Source organism: Paenibacillus sp. JMULE4, from assembly GCF_013337105.1.
GTDB classification, from domain to species: Bacteria; Bacillota; Bacilli; order Paenibacillales; family NBRC-103111; genus Paenibacillus_G; species Paenibacillus_G naphthalenovorans.
Genome location: NZ_SGWF01000014.1, coordinates 545,134 through 562,563 on the forward strand (window position 1 = coordinate 545,134; position 17,430 = coordinate 562,563).

Genomic DNA, 17,430 nt, shown 5'->3' on the forward strand with positions numbered 1-17,430 from the left:
TAAAATTGCAAAAACATGTTGTGAAAACATTTTTGCAATTGAAATGTTATGACTGACTAGTCAGTCATTTCTGATGGTATCATGATTTACCATTAATTTCAATAAGGGAGTTTACAAGAAAAACCGCGCCGCGGGCCACTACGCTGAAAATCGACCTTACAGAGAGGCTTTTGCGTCTCCGCTCGCTGCTGCGCTGATTTTCAGCTTTGCAGCAGTCTCTAAAGAGAAAAGCGCCTCAAGGCGACTCCACAAATCTAGAGTGAAGGGCAGAAATTTCTGCCCCTCCTCATCAAACTTCAATTAAAAAACCAGCCTCCGGCAAGGGCCGGAAGGCTGGTTTGAAGTATAATCTTTTTAATTAGCTGGTTACGACTTTAATTACATTACGTACGGATTCGGCAGATTTGTCCAGCGCCGCTTTTTCTTCGGGAAGCAGTTCCAGTTCAAATACTTTCTCAATGCCGTTGCCTCCAAGAAGCGTCGGAACACCCATGAACAGGTTGTCATAGCCGTATTCGCCTTGGAGCAAAGCAATGGAAGGAAGAATGCGCTTCTTGTCTTTAAGAATCGCTTCTGTCATTTGCACAAGTGAGGCCGCAGGCGCATAGTAAGCCGAACCGTTGCCAAGCAGATTGACGATTTCGCCGCCGCCGGTGCGCGTACGCTTCACGATGGCTTCGATGCGGTCAGCAGGAATCAGCTTCTCGATCGGAATACCGCCAACGTTGGAGTAACGAATGAGAGGTACCATATCATCGCCGTGACCGCCAAGCACAAAGCCGCGGACATCTTCAACCGACACGTTCAGCTCTTGTGCGATGAATGTGCAGTAACGTGCTGTATCCAGAACACCGGATTGACCGATAACACGGTTTTTAGGGAAACCGAGTGTCTCGAAAGCAACATAAGTCATTGCATCTACCGGATTGCTGAGGATAATAACGATCGATTCCGGGCTTGTTCTTTTGACGTTTTCGCAAACGGATTTTACAATGCCGGCGTTCGTAGTCACGAGGTCGTCACGGCTCATCCCCGGCTTACGAGCAATTCCTGCAGTAATGATGACGATATCGGAGTTGCTCGAATCGTCATAGTTGGAAGTACCGATGATGTTAGCGTCAAATCCTTGTACCGGAGAAGCCTCCAGCATGTCCAGCGCTTTTCCTTTTGTCGGGTTCTCAAGCTGGGGAATGTCCAACAATACCACGTCACCAAGTTCTTTTTGAGCCAGCATTAGCGCCGTAGTTGCACCTGTGAAACCAGCGCCTACAACCGTAATCTTTTTGCGTTGAATCGCCATGATTTGGTTGCCTCCCGAAATTATATTGTTGATGGGTTCATATCCTCGGACAAGCTTTCGCCGTTCAAAGGATATAAAACCCAATTTACTCCTTTAGAAAGGGATCAAGGTGCAATCGATTTAGAAGTTTTTGATGATCTCATCCGCAAACGCCGAGCATTTCACTTCGGTTGCGCCTTCCATCAAACGTGCAAAGTCGTAAGTTACCGTTTTATTATTGATCGCGGTTTCCATACCTTTGTAGATCAGTTCAGCCGCTTCCAGCCAACCCAGATGCTCAAGCATCATAACGCCGGACAGAATAACGGAGCCTGGATTAACTACATCGAGACCTGCATATTTAGGAGCCGTACCGTGAGTTGCTTCGAAAATGGCATGGCCGGTCACATAGTTGATGTTCGCTCCAGGAGCGATACCGATTCCGCCTACTTGAGCCGCCAATGCATCGGACAGGTAATCGCCGTTCAGGTTCAGTGTGGCGATGACGTCAAAATCAGTCGGACGAGTCAGTACTTGCTGCAGAGCGATATCCGCAATCGCATCTTTGATGATGATTTTACCGGCGGCTTCCGCATCTTTTTGCGCTTTGTTTGCTGCTTCTGTGCCTTGCTCTTCTTTAATTTTATCGTACTGCGCCCATGTGAAGGTTTTGTCGCCAAACTCTTGTTCAGCAAGCTCATAACCCCAGTTTTTGAACGCACCCTCCGTAAATTTCATGATGTTACCTTTGTGAACTAAGGTTACGCTCTTGCGGTTATGCCGGATCGCATATTCGATTGCCGCACGAATCAGACGCTTGGAACCTTCGGAAGATACAGGCTTGATACCGATGCCGGACGTTTCCGGGAAGCGGATCTTTTTCACGCCCATTTCGTTTTGCAGGAACGCAATGACTTTTTTCACTTCTTCCGAGCCTGAAGCCCATTCGATCCCTGCGTAGATATCCTCTGTGTTCTCACGGAAAATAACCATGTCCACGAGCTCAGGACGTTTCACAGGGGAAGGTACACCGTTGAAGTAGCGAACCGGGCGGGAACATACATACAGATCCAACTCTTGGCGAAGAGCTACGTTCAGGGAGCGGATACCGCCGCCGATCGGAGTAGTCAAAGGCCCTTTGATGGCAACAATGTATTCACGAATAGCAGTAAGTGTATCGGCCGGAAGCCAGTTGTTAAATTTATTGAAAGCTTTCTCTCCGGCAAACACTTCATACCACGCGATTTTTTTCTCGCCTTTGTACGCTTTTTCTACCGCTGCGTCCAACACGCGTTGGGCTGCCGCCCAGATGTCCGGACCGGTACCGTCGCCTTCGATGAAAGGAATAATCGGATTGTTCGGAACGTTCAATTGACCGTTCGTGATCGTGATACGCTCGCCTTCTGTCGGTTGCGCATATTGTTCAAATTGTACCATAGATATATAAACCTCCTCGTAAAATTGGAGCCAGTTTGCACTGACCCGAGAATTAGGGATACCCTCAAAAACATACGGGAGCCGCGGCGCTTGTCTCAAGCCTTACTATGAAAGCCGAGGTAAAAAAGACGCCGCAGCAGCCCGTTTAGGTATCAAGCAAAAATTTCAATCTCCGATCATTAGCGCTTCTCGATCGGAACAAAGACTTGATGCAAAGGACCCGTGTATTCAGCACGTGGACGGATCAGACGATTATTATCATACTGCTCCAGAATGTGAGCTGTCCAGCCGGAAGTACGGCTGATCGCAAAAATTGGGGTAAACAGGTCGCGCGGGATTTCCAGTGAAGTATACACCGATGCGGAGTAGAAGTCCACATTTGGTTTCAGGCCTTTTTGACCGGTAACCATTTCCTCGATTTGAATGGACATGTTATACCAGTTCAAATTGCCTGTAATTTTACCCAATTCCTGAGACATCTTCTGAAGATGCTTCGCGCGCGGGTCGCCATTTTTATATACGCGGTGGCCAAAGCCCATGACCTTTTCCTTGTTAGCCAGCTTCTCATTGATATAGTTTGCAACGTTATCAACCGTACCGATTTCCTCCAGCATCGCCATAACCGCCTCGTTTGCTCCGCCGTGCAGAGGTCCCTTGAGCGCTCCGATCGCAGAAGTAACGCCGGAATAAATATCGGAGAGCGTGGCAACGGTAACACGAGCCGCAAAAGTGGAGGCATTCAGCTCGTGATCAGCGTGGAGAACAAGAGCTTTGTCCAACGCTTCAACAGCAATTTTTTCAGGATTTTTGCCGGTTAGCATATATAAGAAATTCTCGGCAATGGAAACGCCGGCCTTCGGAGCGATCGGCTCTTTCCCTTCACGAATACGGGCAAACGTAGCAATAATCGTCGGAATTTGGGCCTGCAGCTTGATCGCTTTACGCAGGTTGGCTTCTTTGCTCATATCATTTGCTTCTTCGTCGTAAAGAGCCAGGCTGGAAACAGCACTGCGCAGAGCAGCCATGGAATTTACATTTTTTGGATATAATTTGATTTGGTCGATGATTTCTGCAGGAATCGCAGCGTTTTCACTTAAATCCTTTAGCAACCGGTCCAGTTCTGAGCGATTAGGCAGCTTGCCATACCATAACAAATATACGACTTCTTCAAATGTTGCATTCTCCGCAAGGTCGTCGATATTATAACCGCGATAGGTGAGCACACCGTCAATGATGGAGCTAACGGAGGAGGTAGTAGCGACAATTCCTTCCAATCCTTTGGTAGCAGTCAAGTTAATCTCTCCTTTTGCGTTCGATTTCACATAAGTCTAATATAAAGGATTTATCTACCGATGTGAACAAATTTGGACATAAAAGTTCATTATCAGCACAATAAACATATGCTATCCCATGGTCATTTCTTGATGACTCGTATGGACTCAAACACTTGATATTATGCTATTTTTATCTTTCCAATATTCTCATAACGAAGAAAACGGCCCTGTACAAAACATTTCTTAACCGATGTAAACACATTCTTCAAAGTTTTGCAGGCTGGACAAACGATGTTAAAATAAGTTTATCTTTTTCGTTACGCATCAAGTCTTGCTCCGGCAAAACTCTAGGAGGAGAAAGCCATGAACAACAGCCGAAGAATCGGCATCATCGACATCGGTTCCAACTCCATCCGCTTGGCCATCTACGAGCTTCACGAAACCGGGGCCTATCGGGTTATCGGTGAATTCAAGGAATCTGCCCGGCTGAGTCAGCGGATCGGACCTGACGGGGGCCTGCCTCCTGCTGAAATACAAAACATCGTACGCATGCTGTCGCATTTCAAACGCATCTGTGATGCCCATGGCGTCACAGACTGCCGCGCTGCTGCCACGGCTGCGATCCGGAACGCTACAAATGCGCGGGAAATTGTCGATGCCCTAACGAAGCAAACCGGCTTTCACATTGAAATCCTGTCCGGAGAGGACGAAGCCCGGCTCGGATTTCTGGGAATGATCCAGACGATGGACATATCGGACGGTTATCTCGTCGATATCGGCGGCGGCAGCACGGAAATCAGCCTATTTCGCGACCGGAAGCTGCTCCGCAGCGTCTCCTTTCCATTCGGCGCCGTAAATACGACCCGCAAGTTTGCACCGGACGGTGAATTCCAGGCAGAACAACTGAACGGTATCCGGCAAATGGTCCAGCGGGCGCTCTCTGCGCATTCCTGGATCAGCCAAAACCCCGGACTTCCGCTTGTCGGGCTTGGGGGCGGGGTTCGAACGCTTAGTAAAATCAACCAACGCAAGCGTAAATATTCACTGCCTATCCCGCATAACTACGTCATATCTCCTGAGGATATGGACGAGCTGGCTCTATGGCTCTCGAACTTGCCCGGAGAGAGGAGAAAAAAAGTCGATGGTCTTTCCAAGGACCGTTACGATATTATCGTGCCGGGTGTCATTATCCTGCAAACGGTCTTTCAGGCAACTGGCGCATTGCAATATGTTGTTAGCGGGGCCGGCCTCCGGGACGGACTCTTTTTCGAGAGCTTCTGTCCTCCGGATACGGGGCATTTGCATATCGCAGAACGCAGTGCGGACCAATTCTTAAGCCTGCATTCAACGGCTCCCCAAGTGCATATTGCCCGTGTAAATGAAAACGCGCTGAAGCTTTTTGACGTTTTGGCTCAAACCAAGCTGCTGCAGCTTCACGATTCAAAAATGAGGCTTTGCCTCAGCATTGCATCCAAGCTGTACCGAATCGGCGCCTCCGTGCAATATTACCAATTTCCCAAGCACACGTTTCACATGATCGCTTATACGAGAATCGACGGACTTACCCACCGTGAGCTGCTTTTCTGCGCTCTGATCGCCACATACAAAGCAAAAAACAGAACGCTGCAAGCGGTTCTTCAACACAAGGATATTATCTCGGATTCAGATATCGAGCTCATATGCAAGCTGGGAACCCTGGTTCGTCTCGCCATTGCTCTGGATGCCAGTGAAACACAGGCCCTTGAACTTGAATCCGTCTCCATCGAAGGCCCTTCATTGAATTTGCGCCTAAAAAGAAAACACGACCCCTCTGCCGAATACAGAGAGGTCGAGGGGTTGCAAAAGGAGTTCAAGAAGATTTGGGGTCTTCAGCTTCATTGTCAGGAAACGTCGTTTTCCACGACCTGATGCGCATCGCTTCGAATTGACTCCGCCTCGGGGGAGCATCCTTCAATCGAACGGGTTCATACATGCCGTTCGATTGAAGCTGTCTCGCCTTCACATTGTCCCGCAGGCTTAACTGCAAAACGTTAATCAACGACTGCACATTCTGTTTATCGAACACAGGACACATCAATTCAATCCGGCGGGTTAAATTCCGCGTCATCCAATCCGCGCTGGCAATATAGACCTCGGGGTCGCCTGCGTTCTCGAAGTAATAAATACGCGAATGCTCAAGAAAACGGTCAACGATGCTGCGCACCGTTATATGTTCGCTTAAGCCGGGAACCCCCGGTCTTAAGCAGCATACTCCCCGAACGATCAAATCGATGCGGACGCCGGCCTGGGACGCCGCATACAGCTCATCGATCATTTGCTGGTTCGAAAGCGAATTCAGCTTCGCAATAATGTGAGCCGGCTTGCCCTCAGCGGCGTTATTCTTCTCCCGTCGGATTTTCTCGAAAAACTTCTCCATCATATCGGTCGGCGCCACACCGAAAGCTTTCCAATTATGGGGAGCGGAATAACCGGTTACCTCGTTAAACAGTGCGGAAGCATCCTCCCCTATGATTTTATGAGAAGTAAATAATCCCACGTCCGTATAAAGCTTAGCCGTGTTATCATTGTAATTGCCTGTACCCACGTGTACGTACCTCCGAAGTCCGTCCGCTTCCTGACGAACGACCAAGGTGATTTTACAGTGCGTCTTTAACCCTACCAGACCGTATACCACATGACAACCAGCCTGCTCCAGCTTTCTCGCCCACGCGATATTCCGCTCTTCATCAAAGCGCGCCTTCAGTTCCACCACGACCGTCACCTGCTTGCCGGATTCAGCCGCGCGTGCAAGCGCCTGAATAAGCTGGGAATTGCCGCTGACCCTGTACAATGTCATTTTGATCGCGAGGACCTGAGGATCGTAGGCTGCATCGCATATAAAGTCGGTAACGGCATCGAACGACTCGTACGGATGATAGACGAGCACATCCTGCCCGCGAAGCTTGGCAAACAAATCCTCGACATCGTCCAGCTCATGCGGATATACCGGCTTAATCGGAGGATAGCGGAGATGATCGTATCCCTGCACCGAGGCTGCAAGCTTCATGAAATAGGTCAAGTCAAGCGGACCGTCGATTTCAAATATGTATTCCGAAATGATTTCGAATTCGTCAATCAGCTTGTTCAGAGCGTAAGGATGAATCCCTTTTTGAACCTCCAAACGAACAGGATCCCCCCAACGCCGCTTACGCAGCTGGTTTTCAATTTCCTCCAGCAGGTCCTCCGCGTCTTCTTCATTGAGCGTAAGATCTGCATTTCGCGTCACCCGAAAGCCGTGTACCGACACCGGAATATAGCCGCTGAACAAGGTCTGGATGTGCTTTTCGATCAAATCTTCCATTTGAATAAATTCATGCTTCTTCCTGTTGGTCCGCCCCGGAACGGCAATGTAACGGCTCAAAATCGAAGGTACCTGAACAATGGCAAAATAAGGTTCCTCCTCCTCGCTATCTCCTTCTTTCATCAAGACCACCGCCAAATAAAGCGCTTGGCTGTGCACCAGCGGAAACGGCCGCGCCTGGTCCACCGCCATCGGAGTCAGCACGGGAAAAACGATCTCGTGATAATATTCGTCCATGGCTTTACGCTGCGTTGCATTCAAATCATCATATCGCGTAAAGATAATGCCTTCTTTGGCTAATTGTCTCATGAGATCCCGATAAGTCTTGTACTGATCCGCGACCATCTTTGCCGTCCGTTTCATGATTCGCTTGAATAATCCGGCAGGAGTGTAGCCCGTAAAATCTTTTTTGGTATGACCCGCTTTCATCTGCTCGATGATCCCCGCTACCCGCACACTCATAAACTCATCCAAATTGGAGGATACGATAGATAGAAATTTTACCCGCTCCAGCAGCGGCGTCCCCGCATCCTGCGCTTCTTCAAGCACACGTCTGTTGAATTCAATCCAGCTCAAATCACGATTCAAATAGTTGTTCGACGTTTCACGGACCGTTGTATCTTTCATATTCGCATTATGACCTCCATGAAAATCCACCGTTTTCGCTTGTCCTTTTCTACATTGTTCATCATAATTCGATATTGTTAAGAGATGATGCAGACTTTGTTAATTTTATGTAAATGTCTGAAAAAATAGTCAGGACCTATCTGCGCCAAAAAAAATAAGTATTTCCCCGGTCTGCCATTTTGCGTAATAACGCGTATATCCAACCTTTAAACATTGGACGGCTAAGCGGAAACACGAGAAGAAATCCAAGCACATCCGTCAAAAGGCCGGGAGTTAACAGCAGTATTCCTCCGGTAAACACACATATTCCGTCCACAATCGAATCCCCGGGAAGCTGGCCCAGAGAAAGCTGATTCTGTGCCTGCCGCCACACCTTGAGGCCCTCTCTGCGCGCAAGCCATGCGCCCAAAAAACCGGTCACGATCATCAATCCGAAGGTGGGCCAACCGCCAATCAGCTTACCCATTTGAAAGATAACGATCAGCTCCAAAGCCGGAATCACAATCAATGCGATGACAACATAACGTAACATGGACGGATCAGCTCCATTCCTTGATCAGCGTGTATACATCCGGCGCTTCTTTATCGATTCGGACCGGTTTCCAATCGCGGTTCAGCCACACATGCCGGGTGCCTCCGCTGACCAGCAGCTCACTTTCCCTGTGAACTTCGCTCTCAAAACGAATGCGCAGGTGACTAAACTCTGCAATCCGGGTAAGGATTGTAATCGAATCGTCATAACGGGCCGGCTGATGAAACTTCAAATCCGCTTCAATAACAGGAAGCAGCAGCCCCTTGGCCTCTAAAGTCCGATACGGCATGCCCATCTCCCGGATCATCTCCGTTCGGCCGATTTCAAACCAGTTTAAATAATTGGCGTGATACACGACTCCCATTTGGTCTGTTTCCTGATACCGCACACGTATGTGATGACGAAATGTTTTCATAGTTTATGTTTTCACCTCTCATTCGATAAATGCTCCGATCGAAGCCCATTCAATGAAGAACGGTCCGTGTTTTGGATGAACCTTTTCTTCAACTATCAGAATCGTGACCCTGCCGATCAACTTATAAAGTCTTATATTATAGAAAAAAGAGCGCACCCGCAAGCGGGTCCGCTCTTTTTGTATGCCCGGGGCATTCTTACAGTACCCGAGCCCGTCCGGAGTAGATGACGCCCACTTCGGGATATATGGAGACTTCTTCATTGTCCTTTAGAATCTCCAGCGCGTTAACTACACCAACGACCACAGGCTTGCCAAGGCTGATACCAACCACGGCTGCATGGGAAGTAATCCCGCCCGTTTCCGTAATGACGGCTGCGGCCTTTTCGAATGCCGGCATATATTCTTTATCTGTCGTAGGAGTGACAAGAATGCACCCTTCGGTTGCTTTGGCGTTCGCCTCTTCCGCACTGCGAGCCGTGATCACTTTTCCGGTAGCGATCTGAGTACCGATTCCTTGTCCCTTGGCAATCATTTCGCCGATTTGATGCACTTTGATCAGGTTTGTCGTTCCGGAACGTCCTACCGGTACGCCCGCTGTGATGATAACCAGATCGCCAAGGCTGACTAAACCGGTTTTGACACTGGCGTCAACCGCATGCTCGAACAATTGGTCCGTGGAGGAGCAAGATTCGCCCTTAACCGGCATAACGCCCCAAACGAGAGACAATCGGCGCAATACCCGGTCATCCGGGGTAACGGCAATAATCGGTGCTTTCGGGCGGTATTTGGAAACCATACGTGCCGTATAGCCGCTTTCGGTAGCGGTCAGAATCGCCTTCGCATCAAGGTCCAAAGCGGAGTTGGCAACCGCCTGGCTAATCGCTTCCGTCACCGTGGTTTGCTGAGCATTGCTTTGGCGGATGAAAATTTCACGGTGTTCCAATGCCTGCTCCGCACGCTCCGCAATCCGGGCCATCGTTAGCACGGACTCGACCGGATATTTTCCCGCCGCCGTTTCACCGGACAGCATCACGGCATCGGATCCGTCGAAAATCGCATTGGCTACGTCGCTTGCTTCCGCACGGGTCGGACGCGGATTGCGCTGCATCGAATCCAGCATCATCGTTGCCGTAATGACCGGCTTGCCCACCTGGTTACATTTTTTGATCATGGCTTTTTGTACGATCGGTACATCCTCCGCCGGAATTTCCACACCGAGGTCTCCCCGCGCCACCATCAGTCCGTCGGATACTTCCAGAATCTCATCGAGGTTGTCTACGCCTTCCTGATTTTCAATTTTGGAGATGATCTGAATGTGAGCAGCGTTATGACGCTCCAAAATTTCACGAATTTCCATGACATCGCTCGCTTTACGCACGAAAGAAGCAGCGATGAAATCAACTCCCTGCTGAATACCGAAAATAATATCGTTCGCATCTTTTTCCGTAATCCCCGGCAAATTGATTTTGACGCCGGGTACGTTTACGCCTTTCTTGCTGCCAAGCAATCCGCCATTCTTAATCCGGCAAACGATATCGGTACCGCGAATATCCTCAACACTCAACCCGATTAAGCCGTCATCGATCAGGATCGTGGAACCGATTCTTACATCTTTGTACAAATCCCTGTATGTAATAGACACGCGATCAGCATCGCCGAGCACTTCTTCAGTCGTGAGCGTAATCAGCCGGTCTTGAATCAGCTCGACCTTCTGATCGTCCTTCAGCTTGCCTGTGCGAATCTCCGGACCCTTTGTGTCCAGCAAAATCGCAAGGTTCTTTCCCAGCTCCTGAGAAGCTTTACGGGCATTGGCGATCCGGGCGCCATGTTCTTCGAAATCGCCGTGGGAGAAGTTGAGCCGCGCGACGTTCATTCCCGCGTTGATCAACTTCTTGAACATGTCCAGCGATTCGCTGACCGGTCCGATGGTACAAACAATTTTGGTTTTACGCATGGTTGTGGTTACCCTCCTGAATGGTTGTGAACCGACCGATTTGTCTAAATTTTTTATAACGGTCTTCCATTAATTCTTTCTCTGTCATTTTCATTAACTCCTGCAAGTGCGCCCATAATACTTGTTTTATGGATTCAGCCTGCATGACAACATCCCGATGAGCCCCGCCCTTCGGTTCCGGAATAATCGCGTCGATCACACCGAGCTTTAAAATTTCATCAGCCGTAATCTTCATCGCTTCGGCCGCTTCCATCGATTTCGACGCGTCTTTATATAGAATCGAGGCCGCACCCTCCGGACTGATCACGGAATAGATCGAATTTTCAAGCATAAACACGCGATTGCCGACGCCAAGCGCCAACGCACCTCCGCTGCCGCCTTCACCGATCACCACGCATAAAATCGGCACTCGCATGGACGCCATCTCAAGCAGATTGCGCGCGATGGCTTCACCTTGACCCCGTTCTTCTGCCGCATTCCCTGGATAAGCGCCTTTGGTATCAATAAATGTAATGATGGGCCGGTTGAATTTATTGGCTTGCTTCATCAGACGCAGCGCTTTACGGAATCCTTCCGGGTGAGGACTGCCGAAATGGCGGGCGATATTATCCTTTGTATCCTTGCCCTTCTGGTGTCCGACGACCGTCACGGGAATCCCGTTAAAACGGCCTATTCCGCCAACGATGGCTAAGTCGTCCCCATAAACACGGTCGCCATGAAGCTCAATAAAATCCGTGAATAAGTATTGAATGTAATCGAGCGTCGTAGGACGTTGAGGATGGCGGGCCACCTGCATCTTCTGTTGTGTGGTCATGCTTGAGTACAATTCGGCTTCCAACTGCTGATATCGCTGCTCCAACCGGTCAATTTCGTCCGAGAAATCAATTTTCTTTTCCTCTCCGAATTTGCGCAGCTCATCGATTTTCGCGCGAAGCTCGACAAGCGGCAGCTCAAAAGGCATTTCACTTGCCACTGGCCGTCTCCTCCTTTACCGTATGCATGCTAAGCAGCTTGGTCAGCATGGTCCGCATTTCTTTTCGGTGCACCACGAAATCGACCTGTCCATGCTTGAGATTGAATTCGGCGGTTTGAAAGTTATCCGGTAGCTTCTGACGAATCGTCTGCTCGATCACCCGGCGTCCTGTAAAGCCGAAAGCCGCTCCCGGTTCAGCAATGATATAATCGCCCAAGGTAGCGAAACTCGCAGACACGCCTCCGAATGTCGGGTCCGTAATAACGGAGATGTACAGTCCCCCCTGCTCATTCAGCTTGGCCAGGGCCGCGCTCGTTTTGGCCATCTGCATCAAGCTGAGAATGCTCTCCTGCATCCGCGCTCCGCCCGACGTCGAGAAAATAATGACCGGCCGCTGTTTGGCAATGGCCTGTTCAATAGCCCTTGTCACTTTTTCTCCTACGACCGAGCCAAGCGAGCCTCCCATAAAATCGAAGCTCATCACCGCTACGATAACCGGGTATCCGCCGATGGTTCCCTCGCCGGTAATCACCGCATCCTGCATCCCCGTAGTTTCAACAGCTTTGTTATATTTGTTCACGTAATCGGGAAAGCCCAGCGGATCTTCCGAGCCCAATTCACTATCGAATTCCGTGAACTCGCCATCGTCCATCGTCATCTGGATGCGCTCAACCGCGTTGAGTTTATAATGATAATCGCACGCGGCACACACCTTCAGGTTCTTGTCCAGTTCCTTGTTATACTGGATGGTCCCGCATCTCGGGCACTTGTTCATCAGTCCTTCGGGAATTTCACGTTTCGGACGCTCCTCGGGAACGTCGATCGCTCCATCAACCGGAGCATTGGGCGCAGGCCTGTCCGCCGATGGAACAGTGGCGTATTTTCTTTTTTTCTGAAATAAATCTTTGAACTGCACGTCTACACCTCACTTGCGAATGATGGACTTGTCCGTGCCCAAACGGTACTTGTGGCTATGATCTATGCAAAATGGTGTTTAGAACCTCTTGAACCTCTTCCAATTCGCCTTCGGGAACTAAAATTTCAAATTGATTTTTTGTCATGTTGATCGCGCGCACCTGTACAAGAAAGCCCTCTTCCGTCAGTCTTTGCTTGATTCTCTCAGCGATTTTGGCTGTCGGAGCGATATAGATTACCGTCCACATGAAAAAAAAGACCTCCCCAAGGTTAAAACGGCAGCGCTGTCCTAAAGCTTGGCAAATCAACCTTTTTCATAAGGAAAGCTGAGGACGCGAGCGTTTGTCAAGGTGATTCAGTAATGTGGATACAACTTATGGCCCACGTTCTGAATCACGGACATATTGGATTAATGATATCATAAGTGCTCTTTTGCCCGCAACCGAACCTTAGCGCTTTTCGGGGAGATCTGATTTCTTAAATATCATCGGCATTTCGCCAAAAAAGACTTCATTCAACCGGAGGAAGGCCGTCCAATTCATCCTGGTGCTTGTGGGCAATGCGCGCCGAAGCCGCTGCGGCAAGTCCCGCAACAAGGTCATCCAGAAACACGTGAATCCCCGTTTTATGGTTATTCAAGTCCCGGATAATGCCTATTTTCTGCTTGTCCAGGAATCCAAAGCTGGTCAGTCCGATCATTCCGTACACATGAACGATCCCAAGCGCGAGCGTTTCGTCCACACCGTACAGGGGGGCGTCTGTTTCCATCAATCCCTGCAGCGGTTCGGGAAGCAGCTTTTTCTCCGCCAACTCATCCAACGCAATTCCGGTGTACAACACATATTGCACTTCCCTTTTTTTTAAAACGGTCATTACGCTGTTCACGCAAGCTTGCTTGGAAAGCGCCGGATTATAGGGATGCTGCAGCTTGTACACGATATCGGCAATACTTTCGACACTCACGCCCCGCTTCTCCAGATATTCGACAATTGATTGATGCGGCATAAAAACAACGCCTCCTCCAGTTCCATCAGATCGGTCGGCAGCACGCCGATGCCGTACGGGTTATTAAATGTATGCGGAGGAAGACGGAATTATTTCACTTTTACACATTCTTTACCGAGCAGCTCTTCAATGCGCCGGAAAAGCTCCGGAGAGGGCCTTACCTTGTATTTATCGCTTAAGCCCAGCGTTTTTTGGCTTTTCTCATAGTAGAGTACAACCGGCAGTGCCCCTGTATGCTGCGCAATCAGCCGCTTCAGCTCGGAGAGAACGCCGGGCTGCTCATGCTGCGCGGGGATTCGGATATACACCCGCTGGGATACCGGAGCAGCCGAGGCCCCGGCGGCCTTCGGCGCAGCCGGCTGCCTGCGGGCTGGCGGGGACGGCCCTCGTTCGCTTCGGGAAAACTTGCCTCCCGCCGCGGAAGCAGCGGGTTTGACCGCCTTCTGCTCCAGGTGCGGGTCGTCCAGCGCCAGCAGCTGGTTGGCAAACAGCTTATAGTCCTCGTCTCCGAGCTGCAGCTTGGCCATGATGAGCACCGGCTTTCCCTTCTGCACGAGCGGAGCGTATTTTTTCCACACCTCCGGGAAGAGGACAACCTCCGTTTTGCCGACACGGTCTTCCAGTTCCATGAACGCCATCGGCTGGCCTTTCTTGGTCACGATCGTCTTGCTTGCCGTGACCAGCCCGGCTACCATCACATCGCTTCCGTCAGGATATTCTTGCAGCGATGACAAAGGATCAAGCTCAAGCTTATGCAGTTTGGACTCGAACTCGTCAAGCGGACTGCCGGAGATATAAAGACCGGTCAGTTCTCTTTCCAGCTCAAGCTGCTGCGTCAACGTAAATGGAGGGATATCCGGATATTCTACCTCCCAATTCACCTCTTCCGTAAACCCAAATCCTTCCAGAACGAGCTGCAGATCCTCGCGGTCCTTTCGCCACTTGACGGCCGCATCGATGGCCTCCTCCAGCATCGCCAGCAGCTGAGCGCGGTGTCCCGGCAGCGAATCGAAGGCGCCCCCTTGAATCAATGATTCCATCACGCGCTTGTTGCATACCCGCAGATCGATGCGTCGGCAGAAGTCGATCAAGCTTTGGTAGGGACCGGATTCCCTCTGTTTCAGGATCGATTCGATCGCGGTTGTGCCGACATTTTTGATGGCTGCCAGCCCGAAACGAATGGCGCCGCCCTCCCGGGTTTGGACCGGGGTAAACAAAAAGCCGCTCTCGTTCACATCCGGCGGCAGTACCGCTATGCCCATCCGCCTGCATTCGTCCACGTATTCCGCCACTTTATGGTGGCTGCCCATGACTGCGGTAAGCATCGAAGCCATGAACTGCACAGGATAATGAGCCTTTAAATAAGCCGTCTGGAACGCCAAAACGCCGTAAGCCGTCGCATGAGCCCGCGGAAATCCGTAGTCCGCGAAGCGGACGATCATGTCGTACACCCGGTTCGCTTCGGCTTCGCTGTAGCCCTGTCCCAAGCTGCCTTGAACGAAGTGGGACCGTTCCTGATCCAGTACCTCGCGTTTCTTCTTGCTGACCGCTCTGCGCAGCAAATCCGCTTCCCCCAGACTGAAGCCGGCCATCAGCGAAGCGATTTGCATGATTTGTTCCTGGTAAACAATAATGCCGTAAGTATCCCGAAGAATCGGTTCCAGCGCTTCATGCGGATATTCCACCTGCAGTTGTCCGTGCTTGCCCCCGATATACTTCGGAATAAACTCCATCGGGCCCGGCCGGTACAGGGCGAGAACCGAGACAATATCTTCAAAATCCGACGGCCTCAGCTCCTTGAGCACGCGCCGAACCCCTTGCGATTCGAGCTGAAATATGCCAGTCGTGTCTCCGCGGCCCAACAGTTCGTAGGTCGCCGGATCGTCCATCGGCACCTGTGTCCAGTCCGGAGCCTTACCGGTCTGCTCGCGGATCCACTCCACTGTACGCTCAATGATGGAAAGCGTACGCAGTCCGAGAAAATCCATTTTGAGCAGCCCTATCGCTTCCAAATGCTCCATCGGATACTGCGTCAGCGCTGTCTGCTCGTTTCCTTCCTGCAGAGGCACGTACTGGGTCAGCGGCTCGCGCGAAATGATGACGCCCGCCGCGTGTGTAGACGCATGCCTCGGCATGCCCTCGACCTTCATGGCAAGCGACAGCAGTTCCGCCGTCTTGGGCTGCCTGTCGGCCAGCGCTTTCAGCTCGGGACTGACGCGCAGCGCTTCCTCCAGCGTCATGCCGAGCTGATTGGGAATCAGCTTCGCCGCGCGGTCCACTTCGTTATACGGCACATTCAGCGCCCGTCCCACATCCCTTACCGCCGCTTTAGCGGCCATCGTACCGAAGGTGATGATCTGGGCGACCCGATCCCTGCCGTATTTTTGAACCACATAGTCAATGACTTCATCGCGTCTAAGATCGCTGAAATCGATATCGATATCGGGCATCGACACCCGCTCGGGATTAAGAAACCTCTCAAACAGCAGGTTGTAGCGAATCGGATCCACATTCGTGATATTCAACGTGTAGGCAACCAGACTGCCCGCGGACGAGCCGCGTCCCGGTCCCGTAGCGATGCCCCGTTCATGCGCAAAACGGATGAAATCCCACACGATCAGAAAATAATCGGAGTAACCCATCCTTTCGATGACGTCGAGCTCATACTGAAGCCTCTGCTCCACCGCTTCCCTCCACGCCGCGTCCTGCCATTCCTTGAGAGCGGAGTAGCGTCTTTTAAGCCCTTGCCCGCAAAGCTCCGCAAGATACGCGCCGGCCGTTAACCCTTCCGGAATCGGATCGAACTGCGGGAGGATGAACCGCCCAAATTCAAGCTCCAGATTGCAGCGTTCAGCAACAGCCGCCGTGTTCGCTATCGCTTCCGGTACATGGGCGAACATCCGTGCCATCTCGTCTTTACTCTTGAGATACAGCTGTGAAGAATGAAAGCGGAGCCGCTCTTCGTCCTCCACGGTTTTGCCCGTGCCGATGCACAGCAATATATCCTGCACCGCATGATCCTGCTCCCGTACGTAATGCACGTCATTGGTGGCGATCAGCGGAATCCCTGTCTCACGGCCAAGCCTGATCATCTCGTACATCACTTTTTTTTGCTCCGGAAGCCCGTGATCCTGCAGCTCCAGAAAAAAATCGTCTCCGAATATCGCCCGGTACCTGAGCGCCGCTTCCTTCGCTTCCTCATAGCGTCCGTGCAGCAAATGCTGGGATACCTCGCTCCCCAGACAGGAGCTCGTGCACACCAGTCCTTCCGAATAGCGCTCCAGATGTTCGAGATCGATCCTCGGCTTGTAATGATAGCCTTCCATATGCGCAATGGAACAAAGCTTCATCAGGTTTTGATAGCCGGTCTGATTTTTGGCGAGCAGAATCAAATGATAGATGGGCTGCTCCTGTCTGGTGCCCTTTGTACGTAATGAACCCGCAGTAAAGTACATTTCACAGCCGATGATCGGCTTGATGCCCCGTTCCTTGCACGCGCGGTAAAAAGGAATAACACCGTACATCACGCCATGGTCCGTAAGCGCCAAAGCCTCCATGCCAAGCTCGGCCGCTTGCTGAACCAGATCCTGAATGCGTGCGGCGCCGTCAAGCAAGCTGTATTCGCTGTGCACATGCAAATGGACAAAATCGATATCGCCCATCCGGGCCGCCTCCTATA

14 protein-coding genes are annotated in these 17,430 nt (G+C 50.9%); 1 reads left to right on the forward strand and 13 read right to left on the reverse strand.

Features of this window, described 5'->3' with window-relative positions; translation table 11 throughout:
• Positions 1 to 156: 156 nt before the first annotated feature.
• The 4 genes from EXW96_RS15550 to citZ all read right to left on the reverse strand — a co-directional run bounded on the left by EXW96_RS15550 (position 157) and on the right by citZ (position 4,008).
• Positions 157 to 300, reverse strand: coding sequence for a hypothetical protein (locus EXW96_RS15550; RefSeq protein WP_174350924.1), 144 nt, complete (start codon positions 298 to 300; stop codon positions 157 to 159).
• A gap of 58 nt (positions 301 to 358) precedes the next feature.
• Positions 359 to 1,300 (reverse strand): malate dehydrogenase, encoded by a 942-nt coding sequence (mdh, locus tag EXW96_RS15555; protein ID WP_054819145.1) that lies wholly within the window; start codon positions 1,298 to 1,300, stop codon positions 359 to 361.
• A gap of 120 nt (positions 1,301 to 1,420) precedes the next feature.
• The gene (gene icd, locus EXW96_RS15560; protein WP_062406969.1) at positions 1,421 to 2,716 is read right to left on the reverse strand and encodes an NADP-dependent isocitrate dehydrogenase; all 1,296 of its coding nucleotides are present in this window, start codon (positions 2,714 to 2,716) and stop codon (positions 1,421 to 1,423) included.
• A gap of 179 nt (positions 2,717 to 2,895) precedes the next feature.
• Positions 2,896 to 4,008: a citrate synthase gene (citZ, locus tag EXW96_RS15565; protein WP_074727235.1), complete on the reverse strand. Its 1,113-nt coding sequence runs from the start codon at positions 4,006 to 4,008 to the stop codon at positions 2,896 to 2,898.
• Positions 4,009 to 4,353: 345 nt separating this feature from the next.
• Between citZ and EXW96_RS15570 the strand changes: the two genes are divergently transcribed.
• The gene (locus EXW96_RS15570; protein WP_074727236.1) at positions 4,354 to 5,898 is read left to right on the forward strand and encodes a Ppx/GppA phosphatase family protein; all 1,545 of its coding nucleotides are present in this window, start codon (positions 4,354 to 4,356) and stop codon (positions 5,896 to 5,898) included.
• Here the strand turns inward: EXW96_RS15570 and EXW96_RS15575 are convergent.
• From EXW96_RS15575 to EXW96_RS15615, 9 genes are all read right to left on the reverse strand, one after another.
• The gene (locus tag EXW96_RS15575; RefSeq protein WP_062406963.1) at positions 5,840 to 7,957 is read right to left on the reverse strand and encodes an RNA degradosome polyphosphate kinase; all 2,118 of its coding nucleotides are present in this window, start codon (positions 7,955 to 7,957) and stop codon (positions 5,840 to 5,842) included. The two genes, EXW96_RS15570 and EXW96_RS15575, sit on opposite strands and share 59 nt — an antisense overlap.
• A 136-nt stretch (positions 7,958 to 8,093) precedes the next feature.
• Positions 8,094 to 8,489: an FxsA family protein gene (locus tag EXW96_RS15580; RefSeq protein WP_062406962.1), complete on the reverse strand. Its 396-nt coding sequence runs from the start codon at positions 8,487 to 8,489 to the stop codon at positions 8,094 to 8,096.
• Positions 8,490 to 8,496: 7 nt separating this feature from the next.
• The gene (locus EXW96_RS15585) at positions 8,497 to 8,904 is read right to left on the reverse strand and encodes an acyl-CoA thioesterase (protein ID WP_074727238.1); all 408 of its coding nucleotides are present in this window, start codon (positions 8,902 to 8,904) and stop codon (positions 8,497 to 8,499) included.
• A gap of 196 nt (positions 8,905 to 9,100) precedes the next feature.
• Positions 9,101 to 10,858 carry a pyruvate kinase gene (gene pyk / locus EXW96_RS15590; RefSeq protein WP_074727239.1) on the reverse strand — a complete coding sequence of 586 codons (1,758 nt, stop codon included), beginning with the start codon at positions 10,856 to 10,858 and terminating at the stop codon, positions 9,101 to 9,103.
• Complete coding sequence (locus EXW96_RS15595; protein WP_062406956.1) at positions 10,851 to 11,831, reverse strand: acetyl-CoA carboxylase carboxyltransferase subunit alpha; 981 nt, start codon at positions 11,829 to 11,831, stop codon at positions 10,851 to 10,853. The genes pyk and EXW96_RS15595 overlap by 8 nt, the downstream gene beginning before the upstream one ends.
• Positions 11,821 to 12,747 carry an acetyl-CoA carboxylase, carboxyltransferase subunit beta gene (accD, locus tag EXW96_RS15600; protein ID WP_074727240.1) on the reverse strand — a complete coding sequence of 309 codons (927 nt, stop codon included), beginning with the start codon at positions 12,745 to 12,747 and terminating at the stop codon, positions 11,821 to 11,823. The genes EXW96_RS15595 and accD overlap by 11 nt, the downstream gene beginning before the upstream one ends.
• 55 nt (positions 12,748 to 12,802) lie before the next feature.
• Entirely contained in the window at positions 12,803 to 12,994 is a 192-nt protein-coding gene (locus EXW96_RS15605) for a hypothetical protein (RefSeq protein ID WP_054819143.1), read from the reverse strand.
• Positions 12,995 to 13,256: 262 nt separating this feature from the next.
• Entirely contained in the window at positions 13,257 to 13,751 is a 495-nt protein-coding gene (locus EXW96_RS15610; protein WP_054819142.1) for a phosphatidylglycerophosphatase A family protein, read from the reverse strand.
• 89 nt (positions 13,752 to 13,840) lie between these two features.
• The gene (locus EXW96_RS15615; protein WP_174350925.1) at positions 13,841 to 17,413 is read right to left on the reverse strand and encodes a DNA polymerase III subunit alpha; all 3,573 of its coding nucleotides are present in this window, start codon (positions 17,411 to 17,413) and stop codon (positions 13,841 to 13,843) included.
• Positions 17,414 to 17,430 lie beyond the last annotated feature (17 nt).

Excerpts from the sequence above, each read along its gene's own strand:
- mdh (WP_054819145.1), bottom strand. The coding sequence starts at position 1,300 with ATGGCGATTCAACGCAAAAAGATTACGGTTGTAGGCGCTGGTTTCACA.
- icd (WP_062406969.1), bottom strand. The coding sequence starts at position 2,716 with ATGGTACAATTTGAACAATATGCGCAACCGACAGAAGGCGAGCGTATC.
- EXW96_RS15570 (WP_074727236.1), top strand. The coding sequence starts at position 4,354 with ATGAACAACAGCCGAAGAATCGGCATCATCGACATCGGTTCCAACTCC.
- EXW96_RS15575 (WP_062406963.1), bottom strand. The coding sequence starts at position 7,957 with ATGAAAGATACAACGGTCCGTGAAACGTCGAACAACTATTTGAATCGT.
- EXW96_RS15580 (WP_062406962.1), bottom strand. The coding sequence starts at position 8,489 with ATGTTACGTTATGTTGTCATCGCATTGATTGTGATTCCGGCTTTGGAG.
- EXW96_RS15585 (WP_074727238.1), bottom strand. The coding sequence starts at position 8,904 with ATGAAAACATTTCGTCATCACATACGTGTGCGGTATCAGGAAACAGAC.
- pyk (WP_074727239.1), bottom strand. The coding sequence starts at position 10,858 with ATGCGTAAAACCAAAATTGTTTGTACCATCGGACCGGTCAGCGAATCG.
- EXW96_RS15605 (WP_054819143.1), bottom strand. The coding sequence starts at position 12,994 with ATGTGGACGGTAATCTATATCGCTCCGACAGCCAAAATCGCTGAGAGA.
- EXW96_RS15610 (WP_054819142.1), bottom strand. The coding sequence starts at position 13,751 with ATGCCGCATCAATCAATTGTCGAATATCTGGAGAAGCGGGGCGTGAGT.
- EXW96_RS15615 (WP_174350925.1), bottom strand. The coding sequence starts at position 17,413 with ATGGGCGATATCGATTTTGTCCATTTGCATGTGCACAGCGAATACAGC.